This is a genomic window from Dyella sp. 2RAB6 (assembly GCF_052115385.1).
Taxonomy (GTDB): domain Bacteria; phylum Pseudomonadota; class Gammaproteobacteria; order Xanthomonadales; family Rhodanobacteraceae; genus Dyella_D.
In genome coordinates this window covers 24,031-45,115 of sequence record NZ_JBFRGP010000019.1, presented here as the reverse complement: position 1 = coordinate 45,115, position 21,085 = coordinate 24,031, and the positions used below count along the sequence as shown (strand labels likewise).

The window sequence follows — 21,085 nt, the reverse complement described above, 5'->3', positions numbered from 1 at the left end:
CGCGACACGGCAAATCGCCGCGCCGTGACATCCCCGCTGGCAGGCATCAGATGATTCTGTAACCATCGGCCCATGCGGCACTCCCCGTGGAAACTTACGCCGGTCACCCGACCCCGGATGCGGGATCGCGTGGCGCTGCGCTGGCGCCTGGGCGGACTGCTGTTCGCGGTGCTGGTGATCGTGGCGCTGCCGTACATGGTGACCCGCAGCGGCTCGCGCGATGCGCTGGAAGCCAATGCCCGGGTCACCCATTCCTCCGAGGTCAAATCGCTGACCTACCGCATCGCCTACGTCACCCGCGACGGCGAGGCGGCGCTGTACCGGCTGCTGGACGGCGACGACAACCCGCAGGTGCGCGTGCGCGCCGGCCGCGCCAGCAAGGAGATCCCCGGCCTGCTCGCGCAGCTGCGCGACATGACCCGCGACAACGCCGACCAGCAGGCCCGCATCGGTGCGCTCGGCAGCATGGTCAGCGGCCGCCTGGCCCTGCTCGACCAGGCCATGCTGCGCTACCGCCAGGGCGACGTGCGCGCGGCCAACGACGCGCTGCGCGACTCCGGCACCTTGTTCAAGATGGACGACCTGATCGACGGCATCGTGCAAAGTGAAGACGACACCTTGCTCGCGCGCCGCAGCCAGGCGCGCGAGGCCTCGTCCAACAGCAGCCTGGCGCTGACCATCACCGCCAGCGCCCAGGTCCTGCTGCTGGCCATCGTGGTGATCGTGTCCGAGCGGCAGATCAGCCGCCGCCTGCAGGCGGAGGACCGCGAAGGCCAGGCGGTGCAGCGCTCGCAGCTGATCGTGCAGGCGGTGCGCGAACCGATCGCCCTGCTCGACAGCAAGCTGTGCACCTTGCTGGTCAACGCGGCCTTCGGCGAGTTGTATGGCATACCGCCATCGAACCGGCATTCGCTGCCGCTGGTGGAGATCGGCGACGGCGCCTGGCGCGACAGCGCGCTGCAGCAGCGCCTCAACGACGTGCTGCTGCTCGACCGCGAACTGTGGGATTACGAACTGCTCCAGCGCACCGTCGACGGCGTCGACCGCCACGTGGTGATCAACGCCCGCCGCCTGCAGCAGGACGACAGCGGCGAGCCGGTGCTGCTGCTCACCGTGAGCGACGTCACCGCGCGCGCCCTGGTCGAGCAGCAGGTGAAGGAACTGAATCGTCAGCTCGAAGGCAAGGTGGCCCAGGTCTCCGACGTCAATCGCGAGCTGGAGGCCTTCAGCTATTCGGTCTCGCACGACCTGCGCGCGCCGCTGCGGCATATCGCCGGCTTTGCCAGCAAGCTGGAACAGCATCTGGGCGAGGGCGCGGACGACAAGTCGCAGCACTACATCGAGGTGATCAGCGACGCCGCCCGCCGCATGGCCCAGCTGATCGACGACCTGCTGGTGTTCTCGCGCCTGGGCCGCGGCGCGCTGCGCCTGCAACCGGTCGACATGCAGTCGCTGGCGGAAGAAGCGCGCGTGCTGGCCGAGTCGGAAGTGCATGGCCGGCGTATCCTGTGGGCGATCGCGCCGCTGCCGATCGTGATCGGCGACGAGAACATGCTGCGCACGGTGTGGCAGAACCTGCTCGGCAACGCGGTGAAATACACCGGCAAGTGCGAGGTGGCGAATATCGGCGTGGAGATGCGCCGCGGCGACAACGGCGACTACGAGTTCGTGGTCAGCGACGACGGCGCCGGCTTCGACATGCAGTATTCCGGCAAGCTGTTCGGCGTGTTCCAGCGGCTGCACCGCGCTTCCGAATTCCCTGGCAACGGCATCGGCCTGGCCAATGTGCGGCGCATCGTGCAGCGCCACGGCGGCAAGGTATGGGCCGAGGGCAGCCCGGGCGAGGGCGCGCGCTTCCACTTCACCCTGCCGGCCTCCGACCTGGCCGATGCCTTCGCGCTGGAACGGCAATGAGCCTGGGCACGGTCACCCGCAACGCGCCGGCGCACGGCATCCTGCGCAGCATCCTGCTGGCCGAGGACAGCCCGGCCGATGCCGAGCTGGCGCTGGAAGCGCTGCGCAGCGCGCACCTGGCCAACCCGGTGGTGCATGTCGAGGACGGCGTGGACTGCCTCGATTACCTGCACAGCCGCGGTGCCTGGGCCGGCCGCCCGCCGCTGGACCCGGCGGTGGTGCTGCTGGATATCAAGATGCCGCGCGTGGACGGCCTGGAAGTGCTGACCGAGATGCGCGCGGACGAACGCCTGCGGCGCATCCCGGTGGTGGTGCTGTCGTCCTCGCGAGAGGAAAGCGACCTGGCCCGCAGCTGGGACCTGGGCGTGAATGCTTATGTGATCAAACCGGTCGATGTCGACCAGTTTTTCGAAGCGGTGCGCACGCTCGGCCAGTTCTGGGCGGTGCTGAACCAGGCGCCGGATTGAACCGGCGCCGCGCCGCGAAGGTATCGCTTACATGCCAGAGAAACCCAATATTCCCCTGCCGTCGCCGCTCCCGCGCATCCGCGTGCTGCAGATCGAGGACAGCCTGCCCGATGCCGAGCTGGTGATCTCGGAGCTGGACGCCGACGCGATCGATTTCGAAGTGCGCCTGGTCGACGACGAGGTCGGCTATGTGCGCGAGCTGGAAGACTTCAAGCCGCACATCGTGCTGTCCGACCTGAGCATGCCCGGCTTCTCCGGCGAACGCGCGCTGGAGCTGCTGCGCGAGCACGACCGCGACCTGCCTTTCATCTACGTCTCGGCCACGCTGGGCGAGGAAGCGGCGATCGCCGCGCTGCGCAACGGCGCCACCGATTACATCCTCAAGCAGAACCCCGCGCGCCTGGCCAGCGCGGTGCGCCGCGCCCTGCGCGAACACGAGGCGCAGAAGGCACAGCGCCGCGCCGAAGCGGAACTGATCCGCGCGCAGCGCTTCGAAAGCCTGGCCATGCTGGCCGGCGGCTTGAGCCACGACTTGCGCAATCTGCTGCAGCCGCTGCTGCTGGCCGGCGAAAGCCTGCAGGATTACCAGGACGACCCGCGCCTGGCACGCCTGGGCAAGCTGGTGCGCGATTGCGGCCGGCGCGGCCTGGACATGGTGCAGTCGATGCTGTCCTTCGCCCGCGGCGCGCGCCGCGCGGAACAGGTGCGGGTCGGCGCGCTGCTCGATGCGCTCAACCTGCTGCTGCAGGGCAGCGTGCCGCGCAATGTCACGCTGGTGCTGGCGGTGGACGATCCGGAGCTGAGCTTCTCCGGCAACCACACCGAGCTGCAGCAGTGCCTGCTCAACCTCAGCCTCAATGCGATCCAGGCCATGCCCGGCGGCGGCGAGCTGCGCATCGAGGCGGGCCAGCAGGCGCTGGCCAGCGAGTTTTTCGAGGCAGGTGAAAGCGCGAATGAAGGACGCTATCTGCGCCTGAGCGTGACCGACACCGGCTGCGGCATGGACGAGGCCACGCTGGCGCATCTGTACGAGCCGTTCTACACCACCAAGGAAGGCGGCACCGGTCTGGGCCTGCTTTCGTGCAAGCGCATCGTGGCCAGCCACGGCGGCGCGATGCGCGTGGAGAGCGTGCTGGGGCAGGGCAGCGGCTTCCATCTCTACCTGCCGCTGAGCGTACAGTTCGACGAATTGCCCGAGAGCGAGGACGACGAGCACCTGCTGGGCAATGCCGAGCGCGTCCTGGTGGTAGTGGAGGAAGCGGCGCAGCTGTCGCTGTTGGTGGATACGCTGGATGCGTGGGGCTATCAGGCACACGCCAGCCAGAGCGGCACCGCCGCGCTGCAGTGGATCGAGGCGCACGGCGTGCCGGACCTGGTGGTGATGGACGCCGACATGAACCTGTTCACCGGCGTGCGCACGCTGGCGGCGCTGATCGAACATGGCTACGAGCGCGCCGTGGTGCTGCTGACGCGGCCGGACGCGCCGCCGGATCTGGAAGAGATGCCCGAAGTGGAGCGGCTCTATCTGGTCGACAAGCCGGTGGCGACGTTCAAGCTGCTGGGGACGCTGCGCGAGGCGCTCGACGGCGAAGCGTAGGTTGGGGTGAGCCGCAGGCGAACCCCAACCTACGCCGAGGATGGCGAGGGATCAGTCGATCCCGAGCTTCTTCAGCTTGTAGCGCAGCGCGCGGAAGGTGATGCCAAGCTTCTTGGCCGCCGCGGTCTTGTTGTACCGCGACTCCTCCAATGCCTTGATGATCGCCGTCCGCTCGATATTGCTGATGTAATCGTCCAGGCCGCCATCGGCGGTCGGCGCGGGCGCGGGGGGCGGCATCGGAGTGGCCGAGGGCGCACCCAGCGGCGGCGGCAGGGCGGTTTCTGCAATACGCGGCATGCGCTGCGGCAGCATCAGGTCGGCCAGGTCGATCTGCTCGCCGTCGCACATCGCCATCGCGCGTTCGAGGATGTTCTCCAGCTCGCGCACATTGCCCGGAAAGTCGTAACTGTCCAGCGCCTGCTGCGCCGCCGGCAGCAGGCTGCCGGGATTGCCGCCGCTCTTGGCGGCGAGCTGGCGCAGGATATAGCCGGCCAGCAGGGGCACGTCGCCGCGGCGTTCGCGCAGCGGCGGCACGCGCAGTTCGATCACGTTGATGCGGTAGAACAGGTCCTGGCGGAACTGGCCCTGCTCGACCAGCGCGGCAAGATTCTTGTGCGTGGCCGAAAGAATGCGCACGTCGACCGGGATTTCCTCGCGCGCGCCGATGGGGCGCACCGCTTTCTCCTGGATCGCGCGCAGCAGCTTCACCTGCATGTGCAGCGGCAGCTCGGCCACTTCGTCCAGGAACAGGGTGCCGCCGTTGGCAGCCTGGAACAGGCCTTCCTTGTCGCTTACCGCGCCAGTGAAGCTGCCTTTGCGGTGGCCGAAGAATTCGCTCTCCATCAGCTCGGACGGGATCGCGCCGCAGTTCACCGGCACGAACGGGCCGGCCGCGCGGGGGCCTTGTTCGTGGATCAGGCGGGCGACCAGTTCCTTGCCGACGCCGGATTCGCCGGCGATGTACACCGGCGCCTGGTTGCGCGCCAGCTTGCCGATGGTGGAGCGCACCTGCTGCATCGCGGGCGAGTCGCCGATCAGGCGGTCGGCCGCGTTGGGCACCTTTGCGGCACCGCCGCCGGCACGCTTCTCCTCAGCCAGGCGCAGCGCGGTGCGCACCAGCTGGCGCAGGATCTGGATATCGACCGGCTTGGACACGAAATCGAAGGCGCCGGCCTTCAAGGCGCTGACCGCGGCATCGACGTTGCCGTAGGCGGTAATCATTGCCACCGGCATGTCGGGGTGCTTGGCGGCGATCAGCTCGATCACCTCGTGGCCGGTGCCATCGGGCAGGCGCATGTCGGTGAAGCAGAGGTCGTAGCTGCGTTCTTCCAGGGCGCGCCGCGCATCCGCCACCGTACCCACTGCATCGACCTGCAGGTCCATGCGACCCAGGGTGATGGTCAGCAGTTCGCGAATATCGCGCTCGTCGTCGATGACGAGGACGGTCTGTTGGCTCATGTCATCCAGCTGGTTTTCAGTTGCGGGCTAGGATACCCGCCCCCTCCCCGAGGGGCAAAGCCTGCTCTCTTCACGCGTTTTCAGTGCCCTAGATGCCGGTCGAAGAAACGCCAGATCACGCGGTACGCATCCTTGGATTCCGGCAATTCCGGGTCGGAGAAGAAGGAATGCCACATGCCGTCCCACACGTGCAGTTCGGCTTCCACGCCGGCCCGGTCCAGCAGCGTCTGGCTGTGGACCACCGCGCTCATGGCCATGTCGCGCGTGCCGGAGATCAGCAGGGTGGGCGGGAATTTCGCCAGCAGCTCGGGCGAATTGGCCGCAAACACCAGCGGATCGTCGGTGCTGGCGCCTTTGAAATAGGGCAGGTCACTGAGCTTCATCGACCTGGGCGGAATCGGTTTGCCGTTGAGCGGCGAGGCGATGTAGGCCTCGTCACCGTCCAGCGGGGTCACGCCGGCGCAGAACATGCCGATCGCGCCGGGCACCGGCAGCTTGTCGTGGATGAGCCGGGCAGTGACCTCGCCGGTGAGGATGCCTCCGGCGGAGCAGCCGTAGATGCCTACGTTCGCCGGCTTGTAGTGCTTGAGCAGCTCGCGGTACACCGCCAGCACGTCGTCGGTGGCGGCGGGAAAGACGTGCTCGGGGCCTTCCCGGTAATCCACCGTCACCACCTTCACGCGCCCCAGGCTGGCGATCGGGATCGCCTCGACCAGGCCGCCGCTGTGCGCGCCCCACAGGAAGGCGCCGCCGTGCAGGTTGATCAGCACCCGTGCCTGGTTCGCCGGCGCGAGGCCCTGCGCGGGCAGCACCACGTCCACCGCCACGCCGGCGATCCGGTCGGCGGCGATCTTCACCGGGTAGAGCTTCTGCATGCGCGCGGCGCGGGCGCTGTTCATGCGGTCGTAGAACGCACGGTTCTGCTCGATCGGCGCGCTGAGCGGCGGCGCCTGGTCGCCTTCGGCCAGCATCTTCGGGAAGAACGCGCGGGACTCGGGGGAGGCGAAGACCGAATACGGCACATTGGCGTTGCCGATGAAGATGCTGGCGTCGGCTTTGTAGCCAGTGGCCGGCGGCGCGGCCTGGGCACTAGCCAGGTTGGCACAGGACAGCAGCATGGCGGCGACACAGGCAAGGTGGGACATGCGCATGGCTAAGGCTCCGTGGCGTGGATTCACTGCGCGGCTTCGGTGGCGCGCTGCTGCTGCGCCGGTGCGTTCTTCTGCAGGATCTCCTGCAACTTCAGGTACACCCCATTGGTCCAGCCGAAACCGATCACGTTCTCGCTGTAGCCGGCGCTGACGCGCACGTCGGCATTGCCCTTGGCCATGTTGTATTTCTCGCGGATGGTGCCGTCGTCGGCCAGGCCGCGGTCCACCGTGGCGGTGAACTTGCCGGCGAGGCGGCGTGCATCGTCGTGGAAGCCGTAGTCGTCCAGGCCCTTGATCGCCAGCCAGTTGGTGGGTGCCCAGCCGAACGGGTCGTTCCACTGCACGCCGCTGGGCTGGTTGTCCATCGACAGGCCGCCGCGGCGCTCGAACACCGCCAGCTTGCCGTGCACCGCGCTCGCCTGCTGCGGCGACGCGGCGCCGGCCCAGAGCGGATAGAAGGTGTTGAGGTAGGGCGTGGGCGAGGGTTTGCCGGCGACGAAGTCGTAGTCGCGGTACATGCCGTCTTCGGCGCGCCACAGATACTTGTCCATCGCCTGCTTGCGTGCCGCGGCGGCGGCCGCCCAGCGTTCGGCGTCCTTGGCATTGCCCAGGCGCCTGGCGAAGGCGGCCAGGTCGAGCTCGTAGCGATAGAGCAGGCTGTTGAGGTCGACCGAAGCGTAGTGATGGGTGGAGCCGCCGAATGGGCCGTAGTGGAAATTGGTGTCGTAGCCGGATTCGCGCATCGCGCGATCGCCGTGGTAGTAGTCGACGGTGAGGCGGTAGCCGTCGTACCAGTTGCCCAGGCAGACCTTGGACGCGCGCACGTCGCAGCTTTCCTTGGCCAGGCGTGCGGCCTCCGCATCGTCCGGCTTCTGCGCGCCCTTGAGCAGATATCCCGGGTCATCCTTGGGATGCGCGCGCAGCCATTTGATCACCTTCACGTAGAAGTCGTCGCTGTTCTGCGCTTCCAGCACCGGGCCTTCGCCCAGGTCGTAATAGCGGGCCAGGCCGGTATCGCCGGCGCGGTGTTCCTGGCGCGTCCACACGTCGTGGTTGCGCACCGCCAGCGGGTAGGCATGGGTGAGCCAATCCTTGCGCTCGGCATCGGAGGCGAACGCGTCCGGATCGTCCAGCACGGTAGCCATCATCGCGCTGAGAAACGGCGGCTGCGAGCGGCTGAGGTAGTAGGTGCGGTTGGCGTTGAGCACGGCGCCGTAGTGCTCCACTTCGAACAGCGCGTTGTCCACCATGTCGCGCGCCAGCTTGCCGCGCTGGTCGGCGGCCAGGCCCAGCACGATGAAATAGCTGTCCCAGCCGTACATCTCGTTGAAGAAGCCGCCGGGCACCACATAGGGGTGCGGCAGGTACAGCAGGCCCTGCGCCGGCAGACTGGTGGCGTCGATATCGCCCAGGCGTTCGATGCTGCGCGGCAGCGGGCGGATGTCGACCTTGCAGCGTTTGCCGATGTCGGCGAGCGCGCCTGGCACTTTCATTTCCGCCGGTACGTAGAGCACCGGGTGGCCGGCGATCTTCGGGTCGGTCAGTGCGTTGCACTGGTCCTGCGAGCGGGTGAGGGTGGTCCAGGCCTGGTCGATGTAGGCGCGGGTCTTCGCCGGATTGGGCGTGGCCGCATGGGCGGCGATGGCGAAGGTCGCTGCGAACAGGACGGCGTGTAGCGGGTGGGGAGAGCGGGTCATGACAGTTCCTCGCTTCGGGGAATGCTTCGTCCTCAGTCTTCAAACTCGAATCCTTCTCCCTCCGGGAGAAGGTGGCGGCAGCCGGATGAGGGTGCGGGCGGAGTGCAACGCTTCACTCCTCCCGAACCCTCACCCCAACCCCTCTCCCGGTGGGAGAGGGACTTTACGTCGTGACTAGTCAGGCCGCGCTGTGCGCGTAAGCTTCGCCTTGCCATCCGCACCATGCTCGATGCCGATGTCGTACACCTTGCCGCGATAATGCACCCCCTGCAGCTTCACCGACTTCCACGCCGGCGGCAGCACCGGCGCATACGTCTCGCTCAAGCCGTGGTCGTCGATGCGCAATCCGCTCAAGCCATACACGAAGCTCTGCACAAACCCCGCCGACGTCGACAGGATGTAGCCGGCGTTATTCGCCACCGTCTCCGTGCGCACGTTGAACGGCGGCTTCAGAAAACCGGCCAGGTTGCGCTGGATCCACTCGCCGGCGGTCTTGCCGTCGCCCAGTTCCGCGGCGCCCACGGCGAGCATCACCATCATCATCTCGTTCGGATCGTCGCCGTGCACCTTCAGCTCGTGCAGCTGGAAGTCGAAGTTGTTGCGCCGTACCTGCGGCGTCATCGGCAGGTCGAGGTTGGGATACATCAGCCAGATCAGCGAGGAACCCATCCAGGTGATCTTGTCGTGCGGCACCGAGGCGTCGAAGTCGAGATGGCGCTGGTTCTGCCGGTCGAACGGGATATACATCTTCGCGACGATCTCGCCCCACTTCGGGTCCGCCGTTTCACCCACTTTCTTCGCCGCTTCCTGCGCGATGCGCAAGGCCTTGCTGGCGGCGGCATTGGTGAAGGAGTCGTTCGGCACGTCGTTATAGGCCTCGTCGGGCGAGGTGACGTGGTGGATCTCGTAGCGGTCGTGGGCCTTGTCGTAGCTGACGCGGCTGACCCAGAACTCGGCCACCTCGCGGATCACCGGCCAGCCGTACTGCTTCAGCCAGGCCTCGTCGCCGGTGGCCTGGTAGTACTGCCACTGCGCAATCGCCACGTCGGCGTTGACATGGATCTCGCGGTACACGTCGTAGGCGAAATGCGGCGTGTAGTCCTTGCCGGTTTCGGGGTCCGCTTCCCATGGATACATGGTGCCGCTCACGCCATATTGCTTCGCCCGTTCGCGTGCCGGCTGCATGGTGCGGTGGCGGAACATCACGATCGGCTTGGCGCGCTCCGGATGCAGCAGGAGCAGGGCAGGGAACACCCAGGAATCGCTGTCCCAGAACGCATGGCCGGCATAGCCCGGAGTGAGTGCGCAGGCGCCCATCGGCCAGGCGGTGCCGGTGGTGGAATTGGCCAGCAGGTAATAGAGGTCGGAATGCAGCGCCTTCTGCACCGCGGCGTCGCCATCGACCACGATGTCGGACTTCCACAACTCATGCCACGCGGCCTGGTGCGCGGCCAGCAGCTTGTCGAAACCGGTGGCGCGCGCCTGCTTCGCCATGGCCAGGGTGGCCTTGGCATCGCCGCCCCAGCCCTGGCGCGACAGCGCCGCGTACTTGGTGAACTCGTAGCTGCGGCCTTTCTGCACGCGCGCCGTGACATTGAGCGAGAGGCGGAATTCGGTCTTCTCCAGCTTCACGTCTTCGATTTTCAAACCGGCGGGCAGGCTGACCGCGATCGCCTCGGCCATCTCCAGGCCCTGCTCCGCGCGGCCGTCCAGCCACAGCGTGAGGTCCTTGCTGTCGCCGTCGCTGGCGACGATGCGCGTCACACCGGGGTACCAGACGGCGGCGCGGTCCGGCGTGGGCACCGGCTTGTTGTTGAGGTTCTGGCCGCTGGCGATCACCGACTCGATCATCTGGTCGCCGCTGAGCTTGCCGATCGGAAAGCGCGGCTGGTGCTCGGACCACAGGCGGATCGGAAAGGTGAGCTGTACGCTGCCGTCGAACTGTGGCGTGAGGGTGAGCCGCGTCGCGGCGACGTGGCTGGCGTCCTGGCTGACGAAGGTGCTCACCTGCACGTCGGTGGACTTGTTGGCATAGACGAAGCGGTAGCGCGTGGCGAGCGTGGCGTCGCGCAGGTCGAGCGTCTGTGCGTAGCCGGTGAAGATTTCCTTGCCCAGGCGGGTGGAATTGAGCCAGCCGCCGCCGGGGTTGTAGTCGATCTCGCTCCAGCCCGGGATGGCGGCGGGGCGCGCGATGTCGTCCTTGGCGTAGTCCATGAACGCGACCATGTAGCCCATGGCCGGCTCGGTGCCGCGGGCGGTGGTCATGCTGGAGAAATAGCCGTTGGCGAGGTAGCCGGGAAAGTAGCTGTCGAAATCGGCCGAGTTGCCGGTGAGCACGAAGCTCGGGTCGCTGTGGGCGTCCTGCGCAATGGCAGGGCCAGCGCTGGCGAACATGAGCAGGACGGCAAGGCCCAGGCGGCGACAGCGCGGTGGCATGGCTACTCCCATCATCGGTTCCTTGCAGGGGTCATTCCGGAGCGAGGTCCGAGGGTGCGGGCAGCATGCCCGCGCGGTCGGCTTCGCGCTTGAAGAAGAACAGGGCCACCAGCACCAGGCTCATCGGCACCAGCGAGAAATAAAACGCGTGGATGCCGCCGAAGCTGGCGAACACCACGGCGGTAATGCGCGAGCCCAGCGTGCCGCCCAACGCGGAGAAGATCACGATCAGGCCGGTCATCGAGGCATGCAGCGGCTTGGGCAGGGAGCTGAGCGCCACCGAATTGATCACCGGATAGATCGGCGCCATCAGCAAGCCGATCAATGGCAACAGGTAGGCGGCCAGCGGCGCATTGAACCAGCCGGCGTCGGCTCGCGGCACGGTGTGCTGCGCCAGCGGCAACACCAGCAGCACCAGCACGCCCATGCCGATCACGCACAGATTCAGCAAGGTGTGCCACGGCATGCGCCGCAGCACCTGGCCGGCGGCGATGCGGCCCAGCGCGGTGCAGCCGGCCAGGATGCTGGCCAGCTGGATGCTCATCGCATTGGGCAGGTGCAGGATCTCGTTGTTGAAGGTCGGCAGCCAGGTGCCGAAGCTCTGTTCGATCAGCACGTAGAGGAAGGCGGAGATCAGGAACACGTTCACCAGCGGCCGCAGCATCAGCTTGAACATCGCCGCGGCGGAGCCGCCCAGCGACGGCACGCCAGCACCATGCGCAGCCGATTCGTCCAGCTTCGAACCGGCCAGCAGCACGAACACCAGCACGCAGATCGCCGCCAGCAGCCAGTACACGCGGAACCACGCCGGGTTGGACGGATCGGCGTGGTCGATAAAGGCGCTGAAGATCCAGCCGCTGAGCAGCACGCCGAGCATGAACAGCCCTTCGATGGTGTTGGTCAGGCGGCCGTGCTCGGCGCGGTCGCGGGTCAGCAGGCCGATCGAGGAATACACCGAGACCTTGGTCAGCGCGAAGGCGATGCCCACGCAGGTGAACAGCAGCTCGGTGGTATGGAAGGAAGGGTAGAGCGGCATCAGCGCGCAGGCGCAGCCGACGATGGCCAGCGCGATCAGCATCGCCCGTCGATAGCCGAGCAAAGGCAGGAAGGAGGCGACCAGGAACGAAGTGACCGCGATCGGCAAGTCCTTGAACAGCTCCAGCAGGCTGGCCTGCGGCTTGTCGATGCCGAAGGTATAAATCGTCTGCAGGATCACCGTGCCGACGCTGTTGAGCAGGATCGCGAAGATCATATAGATCAGCGTGAGGGCAGCGATCATGCGGAATCGGTTCATGGCCACTCGCTTGCGGGTCGGGTCATACGTCAAAAAAAGGGGCGGTCCGGGCTGTCGCGGGCCCGGACCGCCTTCAGGGAAAAGCTGTTGCTTAGAAGTTGTACTTGACCTGGAAATTGACCTCGCGGCCTTCCAGCGGACGAGCCAGGATCACGCCGCCCGCGCCGGCTGCCGAGCCGAAGATACGCGAGTTGCTCTCGGTCAGGCCCAGCTCGTTGGTGATGTTGGTGCCCTGCAGGCGCAGCTCCCAGTGCTCCTGCACATTCGCCACCACGCCGAAATCGAGCGTGTCGTAGGAACCCAGCTGCTGCAGCGCCGACAGGTCCTGGGTATGCGCGCCGACGTGGGTGTAGGTCAGGAAGGCGGTGATATCGCCCCACGGGAACAGGAAGCGGTAGCTCGGCGTGAACATGTAGCGCACCTTCGGCTGGCGCTGCAGCTGCTTGCCATCGATAAATGCGCAACCGTTGCCCACCACCTGGTTGACGTAGGGGATGCAGGCCGAATAGTGCGAGTAGTGGCCGTCGAGATAATTGGCCACCACCGCCAGCTTCAGGTTGTCGATCGGCATCACCGCGCCGCTGAGGTTGATGCCCTTGGAGTCGGAGCCGTACAGCAGCTGGGCGCCGACCGGTGCGCCAGCCGCATTGGTCGGCTGGTACGGCAGGCCGTTGAACTGGCGGTGGTAGACGCTGATGTCCGCGTACAGCAGCTTGGACTGGTATTTGAAGCCGGCTTCGAAGTTCTGCACCTTCTGCAGCGGCGGCGTATTGCCGGTGGTGTTGCCGCGCAGCGCGTTGTCGAAGTCGCCGAAGTGCACGCCCTTGTTGACGCGGCCGTACACGCTCATGTTGTCGGCCAGCTCGTAGTTCGCGCCGACCGTCCACGAGGTGTGGGTCTTGTCGTACTTGGTGGTGGCGAAGGTGCCGTCGCATACCGGCACGGCGTTGTCGTACAGCGTGGCGTTGTTGCCGTCCAGGTTGACGTTGTGCAGATTGCACACGTGCACGGTGGAGTCCTGGTTTTCCAGGCGCGCCGAGGCGTCGAAGATCCAGCGGCCGATCTTCCACACGTCGGACAGATAAAACGCCTTGTTGGTCGAGGTGCCGTTCTCGGCGATGTTGTAGGCGCCGTAGTCGAGGAAACCCTGGTAGTCGGTGACCTGGTCGCCGTTGGCCGCCACCACCTTGATCGGGCGCGCGTTCGGCGTGTTGGTCATCAGCATCTGGTTACCCAGCGCCCACTTGTCGTTCATCGTGTAGTGCGCCAGGTACAGGCCGGCGGTGAGCGTATTGCCTTCGAACAATTCCTTGCTGATGCGGAAATCGTTGTTCATGTTCTTCAGGCGCTTGTGGATGTACCACCAGCCCTGGTGGATCACGCTCTGGTTCGGATCGACCGCGCCGCCGCCGTTGATATAGCTGGCGGTGGCGCCGGGTGCCAGCTTCAGGCCGCCGAGGTCGGTGGAGTTGTTGTAGAGCATGTTGTTGAGCGAATCCGGATTGGAGCCGGAGAACAGGGCGTTGGTATCCATGTCGCCCTGGTCGATCAGGAACTTGTCGGAGATGCTCCAGCCGTCGCTCAAGTCGTAATCGAAGTTGCCGCCGAAGAAGCGCATCTTCGCGCCGCGGCCATTGGCCAGGTTGGCGCTGGTGCCGCCGGGGTAGCCCGGCAGGTTCACGTGCTGGATGTATTTGCTGTTGTAGGTGTCGGTCAGCGGGTCGAAGCCCGGATAAGCCGAGAAGCTGTCGCTGCCGCGCTGGAGCAGCGGGATCGGCGTGATGAACTGGTTGCGGTCGTTGAGCACGCGCGTCCACAGCATCAGCGAGCCTTTCTCCATGGTGTGCGACAAGGTGGCGGTGAACTGGCCGCCCTTGTCCGCGGCGAACTGCGGATCGCGCACGCCATCGGACTTGCGCCAGAAGCCGCCGACGCTGCCGAACCAGTCTTCGGCCACCTTGAAGCCGAGGAAACCGTCGGCGCGCCACAGGCCTTCGTTGCCGTAGGTGAGGCCGATGCTGCCGGACGGCTTGGCCGTGCCCTGCTTGAGCATGAAGTTGGCGGTGGCGCCGATCTGGCCGTCGCCGAACACCACGGACGGACCGCCCTGCAGGATCTCCACCCGCTCGACGGTGTCGTCGAGGCGGAACATCGAGGTGGTTTCCATGAACGACAGCGTGGGCATGCCGTACAGCGGCGAGCCCATGATCTGCGTGGTGAAGTAGGGCGCATCGCCGCCGCCGGGGAAGCCGGCGATTTCGATATTGGCGCCGGTCTGGCCGCCGGTGGATTCCGGCCACAGGCCGGGCGAGATCTTCAGCAGGTCCGCGGTGCTCTTCGGATTGGCCTGCTTGATCGCCTCGGCGTCGGCGGCGGTGATCGAGTACGCCGCGTCGATCTTGCGGATGCCGCCGATGGTCGGCGTACCGGTGACCACCACCTGTTCCAGCGTCTTGGTGTCTTTCTTGGCTTGCGGTTGTTCCGGCGCGGGCGGCGCCGGGGTCTGCTGTGCGGCGGCCGGTGCGCTGTCCTGCGCGTGCGCCGTGCCGATGACGAGCGCCGCGGCGATGGCCGCGGCGAGCAACTGTCGAGTGATGCCTTGGCGATGCATGGTCGAACCTCCCCACCCATGTTGTCGGGCTTTTATGTGGCGAAATCGCTGGCCGCTTCCCCAGAGGCGGCGTGCGACGCTTCTTCACTGCTGACGAAATCCTCGATGCGGAACGCGCTCAGTCCGGGCAGCACGGTCTCGGCCTGGGCCAGCGCGGACGGCTGGCCGATACCGACGGCGGCCATGCCGGCGGCATGGATGCTGGCAACGCCCGCGGCGGCGTCTTCCACGCCCAGGCAGGCGGCGGGCGCCACGCCGAGGCCCGCGGCCGCGGCCAGGAAGATCTCCGGGTCGGGCTTGGAGCGCTGGATATGCGCGGCGTCCACGATGTAGTCGAACAGGCCGGCCACACCGAGCCGCTCCAGCAGCAGCGGCGCGTTGCGGCTGGCCGAGGCCAGGCCGACCTTGAGGCCGGCGGCGCGCACCGCGGCGATCGCCTCGCGCGCGCCGGGCAGTAGTTGATCGGGCCCGAAGCGCTGGATCTGTTCGCGGTAGTAGTCGTTCTTGCGCTCGCCGAGGGCGAGTTTTTCCGCGGCGCTATAGGTGCGCCCGGCGCGTTCGAGCAGGATCTCCAGCGAACCCATGCGGTCCACGCCCTTCAGGCGCTCGCCGATGGACGCATCGAACGGCAGGCCGGCTTCCTCGGCCAGGCGGCGCCAGGCGGCGTCGTGCACCACGGCGGTGTCGGCGATCACGCCGTCCAGATCGAAGATCACCGCTTCGATCGGCGCTTGCGCGCGGCGGTTGGGCATGGCGTCGGCGCGCGGCAGCTGCAGCGTTTCGCCGGCGTGGATGGTGTATTCGCGGCCGTCGTGGCGGAAGCTGAGCGCATCGCCGCGCGGCAGCGTGTAGCGCACGCCGGCGGCATCCACTTCCACGCGCAGCTGCGCGCAGCCCCAGCGCAGGCCGAAGCGGTAGCCGTTCCACGCGGTGGGCAGGCGCGGTGCGAGCGCCGGCTGGCCGTTGACCGCGCGGAAGCCGCCGAAGCCCCACAGCAGGCCCAGCCAGCTGCCGGCCATCGCCGCCATATGCACGCCGTGCGCGGCGTTGCCGTGCGAGTCGTCCAGGTCCACCCGCAGGCTGTCCTGGAAATAGCGGTAAGCCTTGCCGGCCAGGCCCACTTCCGCGGCGAGCACGCCGAAGGTCGAGGCGGACAGGGTGGAGTCGTGCACGGTGACGCTTTCGTAGTAGTCGAAGTTGCGCCGCTTGGCCGCGCGATCCACGCCGTCGCCGGCCAGCATCAGCGCCAGCAGGGTGTCGGCCTGCTTGCACACCTGGTGGCGATAGATGGTCAGCGGATGCAGGCGCAGCAGCAGCGGATGCTTGCCGTCGCCAGGCTTGGCCGCGAGATGGTCGGGCAGGCGCGGGCGCTCGAGGAAGCCGTCGTCCTGCGGGAACACGCCCAGGTGCGGGTCTTCCGGCAGGTACATGGCCTCGGCGGCACGGCGCCATTGCGCCACTTCGTCTTCGCCCAGGCCGATGCGCGCACACAGCGCGGCGTATTCCAGCGGCGCGGCGCCGGCCATCCACAGCGCGGTGGCGGCGGCGTCGCGCAGATGCCGCTGCGCCATGCGGTTGGTGTAGTGGTTGTTGTCGACCAGGGCGGAGTACTCGTCCGGTCCGGTCACTTCGTGGATGCAGAACGCGTCGCCGCGGCGCGCATTGAAGTGGCCGATATCCAGCCAGATGCGCGCGGTCTCGAACAGGATCTCGGCGCCGTGGTCGCGCAGGAAATCGGTGTCGCCGCTGGCATCCACGTACAGGCTGATCGCCCAGGCAATCGCCGCATTGATGTGGTACTGCGCCGAGCCGCCGGGATAGTAGGCCGAGCACTCGTCGCCGCTGATTGTGCGCCAGGCGTACAAGGCGCCGCGCGGATGATTGAGCTCGCGCGCATGCAGGCGCGAGTGCTCGAGGATGCGATGGCGGTACAGCAGCATGCCGCGCGCCAGCTCCGGCGCGACGGTGGCGAGCACCGGCAGGATGAAGGCCTCGGCATCCCAGAAATAATGGCCTTCGTAGCCTTCACCGGTGAGGCCCTTGGCCGCCGCACTGCCGTGGCCGTCGCGGCAGCTGGACTGGAACAGGTGGAACAGGTTGAAGCGCAGCGCCTGTTCGGTGGCGGCGTCGCCATCGATGGCGAGGTCGGCGGCATCCCATAGCGGGGCCAGTGCCTGGCGCTGGCGTTCCAGCAGGTTGGCATAGCCCAGGTGGGTGGCCGCGTCGAGGGTGGCGCGGGTGCGCGCGAGCAGCGTGTCGTCGGTGTCGTCGCCGTGCGGCTCGGTCCAGGCGTAGGCGACGTACTTTTCCAGCGTCACTGCCTGGCCGGGCGCCAGCGTGCCGGTATAGGTCTGCACCACGCCGTGCTGGGCGAGGTTGACCAGGTGGCAGTCGAGGCTGCCGTCTTGCGGGCGATGGGTCTGCGCGCAGGCCAGGCGGATGCCGCTGTGAGTGGTCTGCTGGCGCACCCAGGCGAAGTCTTCCGCGGCAGCGGCGTCGACGGTATGCAGGCCGCCGTCCAGGCGCGTGCCAATGCGCGGGTCGTCGCCTTGCTCGGCGGCGTCGCGCACGGTGCTGATCGAGGATTCGAGGGTGATCGGGCCGCTGTAGTCGACCGAGCGCACGCGGTAGCGCAGCGCCAGCAGGCCGGGTTCGTCGAAGCTGACGATGCGCTCGGCCTCGATCTCCAGCGTTGCGCCGGCGGGCGAGCGCCAGCGCAGGAAGCGGCGATAGCTGCCGTCGCGCAGTTCCAGGCGGCGTTCGAAATCCAGCCATTCGCCTTCGGCCAGGCGCACCGGCACATCGCCCAGGCGCAATTGGATGCGGGTGGCGTCCGCCACCGGGATGCGCGTGTCGGTATGCGCGGCGAAGCCGGGGAAGCGCTCGTGGTACTCGATCGGCGCGCGCTCCCAGGCGGCCGACAGGAAACTGGCCTGGCTGGGGCTGTCGCCTTCTTCCAGCCCGCCGCGCACGCCCAGTGCGCCGTTGGCCAGGGCGAACAGGCTTTCGTCCTGGGCGAAGCCGGCCGGATCGGTGCCGCGGCGGACCAGGGTCCAGGGATCGGGCGCGGCTGAACCGCCCGCCCCGGAGGTGGGCACAAGGTCGGCGGCCGCGGCGGGCACGGAGGCAAGGCGGTCGAGCATGTAGTCCCCAGCAGGCTTTTTTGCTTGTTCTCGGCAGGGCGCGCAGGCCCGGCCGGTCCATTGGGGGCGGAGCTTCGCAGCAAATGATATCGATATCAAGATATCGATATCATTTGCTGCAGCGCGGAATCACGCGGCCTTGAGCCGGCCTGCCGCAGGCTCGCCGACGGCCTGGGAACAGGCAGGCGGGGGCAGCGTCTCGGCGATGCGTTGGACGCATCGGGCACAAATCGACACACTGCGCGCTGCCGCGGATGCAATCTCCCAGGAGCACAGCAATGGAACTGGCCGAGGCCCGGTCTTGAGTCAACGCAAACGAAAGCCCGCCAAGGCGGGCACGCCGGCGAACCTCACCATGGCGGACCTGGCCAGCCTGGCCGGGGTCTCCAAGATCACCGTCTCGCGCGCGCTCAGCGACAGTCCGCTGGTCAACCAGGAAACCCGCGAGCGCATCCAGGACCTGGCGCGCGAGCAGGGCTACAAGCTCAACGTCAGCGCGCGCAACCTGCGCCTGCGCCGCAGCCATACGGTGGCGGTGATCGTGGAGATGAAGCCCAGCAACGACCGCACCATGTTCGACCCGTATCCGCTGATGCTGCTGGGCGGCATCTCGCAGGAGCTGACCGCGGCCGGCTACAGCGTGCTGCTGACCACCCGCCAGGGCGCCAGCGCCGCAGCGGTGCAGGCGGCCGACGGCATGATCCTGCTCGGCCAGGGCGTGCGGCAGGACGCGGTGCGCCGCTTCGACAAGCTGGGCCTGCCGATGGTGGTGTGGGGCGCCCAGGGCGATCACGACAGCCACGTGGTGGTAGGCAGCGACAACCGCCAGGGCGGCCGCGCGGTGGCCGCGCATTTCATCGGACTGGGGCGGCGCAATCCGGTGTTCGTCGGCAATCCCGGGCATCCGGAGATCTTCGAACGCCTGACCGGCTTCGTGGATGCGCTGGCCGAGCACGGGGTGAAGCCGCTGCTGATCCGCCGCGACGAATTCACGCTCGCCTCCGGCATGGATGCGGTGCAGTCCCTGGCCGCGCGCCACGTGTCGTTCGACGCGCTGTTCGCCTGCAGCGATCTGCTGGCGATGGGCGCGGTGCGCGCGCTGCAGGAACTGGGCCGGCGGGTGCCGCGCGATGTCTCGGTGGTCGGCTACGACGACATGCCGCTGGCGGCCAGTTTCCAGCCGCCGCTCAGCTCGGTGCGGCAGGACTGGCAGGAGGGCGGCAGCCTGCTGGCGCGCAAGATGCTGGCGATGATCCGCGACGAAACCGCACAGTCCGAAGTGTTGCCGGTGAGCCTGATCGTCCGCGCCACGTAGGCACGTAGGTTGGGGTGAGCGCAGCGAACCCCAACGAATGCCGCAAGATGCGGCGCCGGGGATCAGGTCGATCGGCAGGCTGAAGGTGGCGGTTGCGTGCGAGGTTCGTTGGGGTTCGCTGCGCTCACCCCAACCTACGCCAGCGCCGCGCCGGCGGCGTCGCTGCCCGGCATCCGCGCCGGGGGGGTCAGCACCAGGCGGAAGCAGCTGCCGCCGCCGGCGACGCGCACGTATTCCAGCGAGGACTGGTTGGCCTCCGCCATCTGGCGCGCCAGGTACAGGCCCAGGCCGGTGCCGTATTCGTGGGTGGTGTAGAACGGCTCGAAAATCTGCGCGGCGACTTTCGGTGCGATGCCCGGGCCGCGGTCGATCACTTCCAGGATCGGCACGCCGTGCTCGCCATGGCGCGCCACCACCATCACCCGCGCCGGCTCGCCCGGCATGCGCCCGTAGCGCAGCGCGTTCTGCACCAGGTTCCACACCACTTGCTGCAGCTGCTGCGGGTCGGCCACCGCGGCCACCGGCTCGCTGCCGTTGCTGATCACGCGCAAGGTGTCGTTGCCCAGGTCGTTGCCCTGGCGGTATTCCTCGACGAAGTTCTCGGCCCAGCGGCCCAGGTCCAGCGTTTCCGGGCGCGAGCGCTCGCGCCGCGACAGCTGCAGGATGTTTTCGATGATGTCGTTCAGGCGCACGCAGTGGTTGTTGATGATCTCCACCATGCGCAGGTCGGTGCCGCCCAGGTCGCGCGATTCGGCCAGCAGCTGGGCGGAATAGCGGATCGCCGCCAGCGGGTTGCGGATCTCGTGCGCGATCGAGGCGGACAGGCGGCCCAGCGAGCTGAGCGTGAGTTCCTCGGCGCGGCGCGAGACCAGCGAGGTGTCGTCGAGGAAGATCAGCACCAGCGCGTCGTCGTTCGGCGCCAGGCGGCTGAAGCGCGGGATCACTTCCGGCACGCCGTCGGCGAGCTGGGTGGCGGTCTCGTCGAGCTTGCCGGAGGTCGTCCAGTGATACAGGCGGCGCGACAGCTCCGGCGCGACGCGGCCGAGGTCGCGCTGGTCCGCGCTGGGGTTGCCCAGCAGCATCCACGCCGATTCGTTGATCTGGTGGATGCGGTTGGCGTCGTCGACCAGCATCACGCCGGTCTTCATGCGGCGGATGATCAGCTCGTTGACCTGGGCCAGGTTGGCCAGGTCGATGCTGCGCTGCTCGGCCAATGCCTCGCTGGCGCGCAATTGGCGGCTGAGCACGTAGCACAGCATGGTGATGGCGAAATAGGCCAGGCCGAACAGGCCGGCCTCCAGCAGCTGGCGGTCGGCGACGCCGGAGTCGCCCTCCGGATTGAACAGCGAATGCCCCAGCATCCCCAGGGTGGCCAGCGCGGCGAAGAACAGCGCCAGCCGCAGCGGCAGCAGCAGCGCGCCGGCGGCCAGGTTCACCGCCAGCATCATGGCGATGCCGATGCGCGCGTCCTGCATGGCGCCGGTGGCCAGCACCGCGGTGACGATATCGATCACCAGCGAGGCGGAGGTGACCAGCCGCGTCCACGGCATGGTGCGCCGGGTCAGCGCGGCCACCAGGATGGCAAAGCCCAGGAAGCACAGCGCCACCAGGCGCGCGCTGTCGGTGTCGGTCAGGTGCGGCCAGCCCAGCGCCGGCGGGCTGAAGGCCAGGCCGGCATAGACCAGCGCCTGCGCGAGCCGGAAGTAGTTGAGGAAGAACAGCTCGTGGCGCACGGCCTCGGTGGCGGCGCGGGAGGGGGCGAAGGCGGGCGGCGCGGTATGGGGCACGGGGCCTGGCACTCTCGGCGGGCGGGTCGGTCCGCAGTATAGGGGCGTAGGTTGGGGTGAGCCGCAGGCGAACCCCAACATCGGTGCCTCCAGGCGCACTGCCCCGTTGGGGTTCGCCTGCGGCTCACCCCAACCTACGCCATCGGGTTTGCCATCCCGGCTGGCTTCCGCGAAAATAGCGGGCCGAATTGCGCGGTTTTCGCCATGTCGAGGCA

The 21,085-nt window shown here is 67.6% G+C and carries 12 protein-coding genes; 4 read left to right on the top strand and 8 right to left on the bottom strand.

The features are described from left to right. The first annotated feature begins 117 nt into the window (after positions 1-117). From AB4083_RS19435 to AB4083_RS19425, 3 genes are read left to right on the top strand one after another with little or no spacing between them, the layout of a single operon-like run. A complete protein-coding gene (locus AB4083_RS19435) occupies positions 118-1,914 on the top strand; it encodes a sensor histidine kinase (protein WP_441610141.1) in 1,797 nt (598 codons plus the stop codon). Then, the gene (locus AB4083_RS19430) at positions 1,911-2,381 is read left to right on the top strand and encodes a response regulator (protein ID WP_441610139.1); all 471 of its coding nucleotides are present in this window, start codon (positions 1,911-1,913) and stop codon (positions 2,379-2,381) included. The genes AB4083_RS19435 and AB4083_RS19430 overlap by 4 nt, the downstream gene beginning before the upstream one ends. A gap of 31 nt (positions 2,382-2,412) precedes the next feature. Further along, positions 2,413-3,978, top strand: coding sequence for a response regulator (locus AB4083_RS19425; RefSeq protein ID WP_441610137.1), 1,566 nt, complete (start codon positions 2,413-2,415; stop codon positions 3,976-3,978). A 51-nt stretch (positions 3,979-4,029) separates the two neighbouring features. Here AB4083_RS19425 and AB4083_RS19420 read toward each other — a convergent pair whose 3' ends face one another. The 7 genes from AB4083_RS19420 to pgmB form a co-directional block, all read right to left on the bottom strand. Then, on the bottom strand, positions 4,030-5,436 hold the full coding sequence (locus AB4083_RS19420; protein ID WP_441610135.1) for a sigma-54-dependent transcriptional regulator: 1,407 nt from the start codon (positions 5,434-5,436) through the stop codon (positions 4,030-4,032). Between the two features lie 80 nt (positions 5,437-5,516). Then, entirely contained in the window at positions 5,517-6,587 is a 1,071-nt protein-coding gene (locus tag AB4083_RS19415) for an alpha/beta hydrolase (RefSeq protein ID WP_441610133.1), read from the bottom strand. Positions 6,588-6,610: 23 nt separating this feature from the next. Next, complete coding sequence (locus AB4083_RS19410) at positions 6,611-8,284, bottom strand: trehalase family glycosidase (protein WP_441610131.1); 1,674 nt, start codon at positions 8,282-8,284, stop codon at positions 6,611-6,613. Between the two features lie 174 nt (positions 8,285-8,458). Further along, on the bottom strand, positions 8,459-10,720 hold the full coding sequence (locus AB4083_RS19405) for a glycosyl hydrolase family 95 catalytic domain-containing protein (RefSeq protein ID WP_441610129.1): 2,262 nt from the start codon (positions 10,718-10,720) through the stop codon (positions 8,459-8,461). A 31-nt stretch (positions 10,721-10,751) separates the two neighbouring features. Continuing rightward, positions 10,752-11,999: an MFS transporter gene (locus AB4083_RS19400; RefSeq protein ID WP_441610128.1), complete on the bottom strand. Its 1,248-nt coding sequence runs from the start codon at positions 11,997-11,999 to the stop codon at positions 10,752-10,754. A 106-nt stretch (positions 12,000-12,105) separates the two neighbouring features. After that, the gene (locus AB4083_RS19395) at positions 12,106-14,625 is read right to left on the bottom strand and encodes a TonB-dependent receptor (RefSeq protein ID WP_441610127.1); all 2,520 of its coding nucleotides are present in this window, start codon (positions 14,623-14,625) and stop codon (positions 12,106-12,108) included. Positions 14,626-14,657: 32 nt separating this feature from the next. Then, positions 14,658-17,768, bottom strand: coding sequence for a beta-phosphoglucomutase (gene pgmB, locus AB4083_RS19390; RefSeq protein WP_441610125.1), 3,111 nt, complete (start codon positions 17,766-17,768; stop codon positions 14,658-14,660). A 355-nt stretch (positions 17,769-18,123) separates the two neighbouring features. Here pgmB and AB4083_RS19385 point away from each other — a divergent pair, with 355 nt between their 5' ends. Continuing rightward, positions 18,124-19,083 carry a LacI family DNA-binding transcriptional regulator gene (locus AB4083_RS19385; protein ID WP_441610165.1) on the top strand — a complete coding sequence of 320 codons (960 nt, stop codon included), beginning with the start codon at positions 18,124-18,126 and terminating at the stop codon, positions 19,081-19,083. Between the two features lie 134 nt (positions 19,084-19,217). Here the strand turns inward: AB4083_RS19385 and AB4083_RS19380 are convergent, their stop codons facing one another. Further along, positions 19,218-20,870: a sensor histidine kinase gene (locus tag AB4083_RS19380; RefSeq protein ID WP_441610123.1), complete on the bottom strand. Its 1,653-nt coding sequence runs from the start codon at positions 20,868-20,870 to the stop codon at positions 19,218-19,220. Between the last annotated feature and the right edge of the window lie 215 nt (positions 20,871-21,085).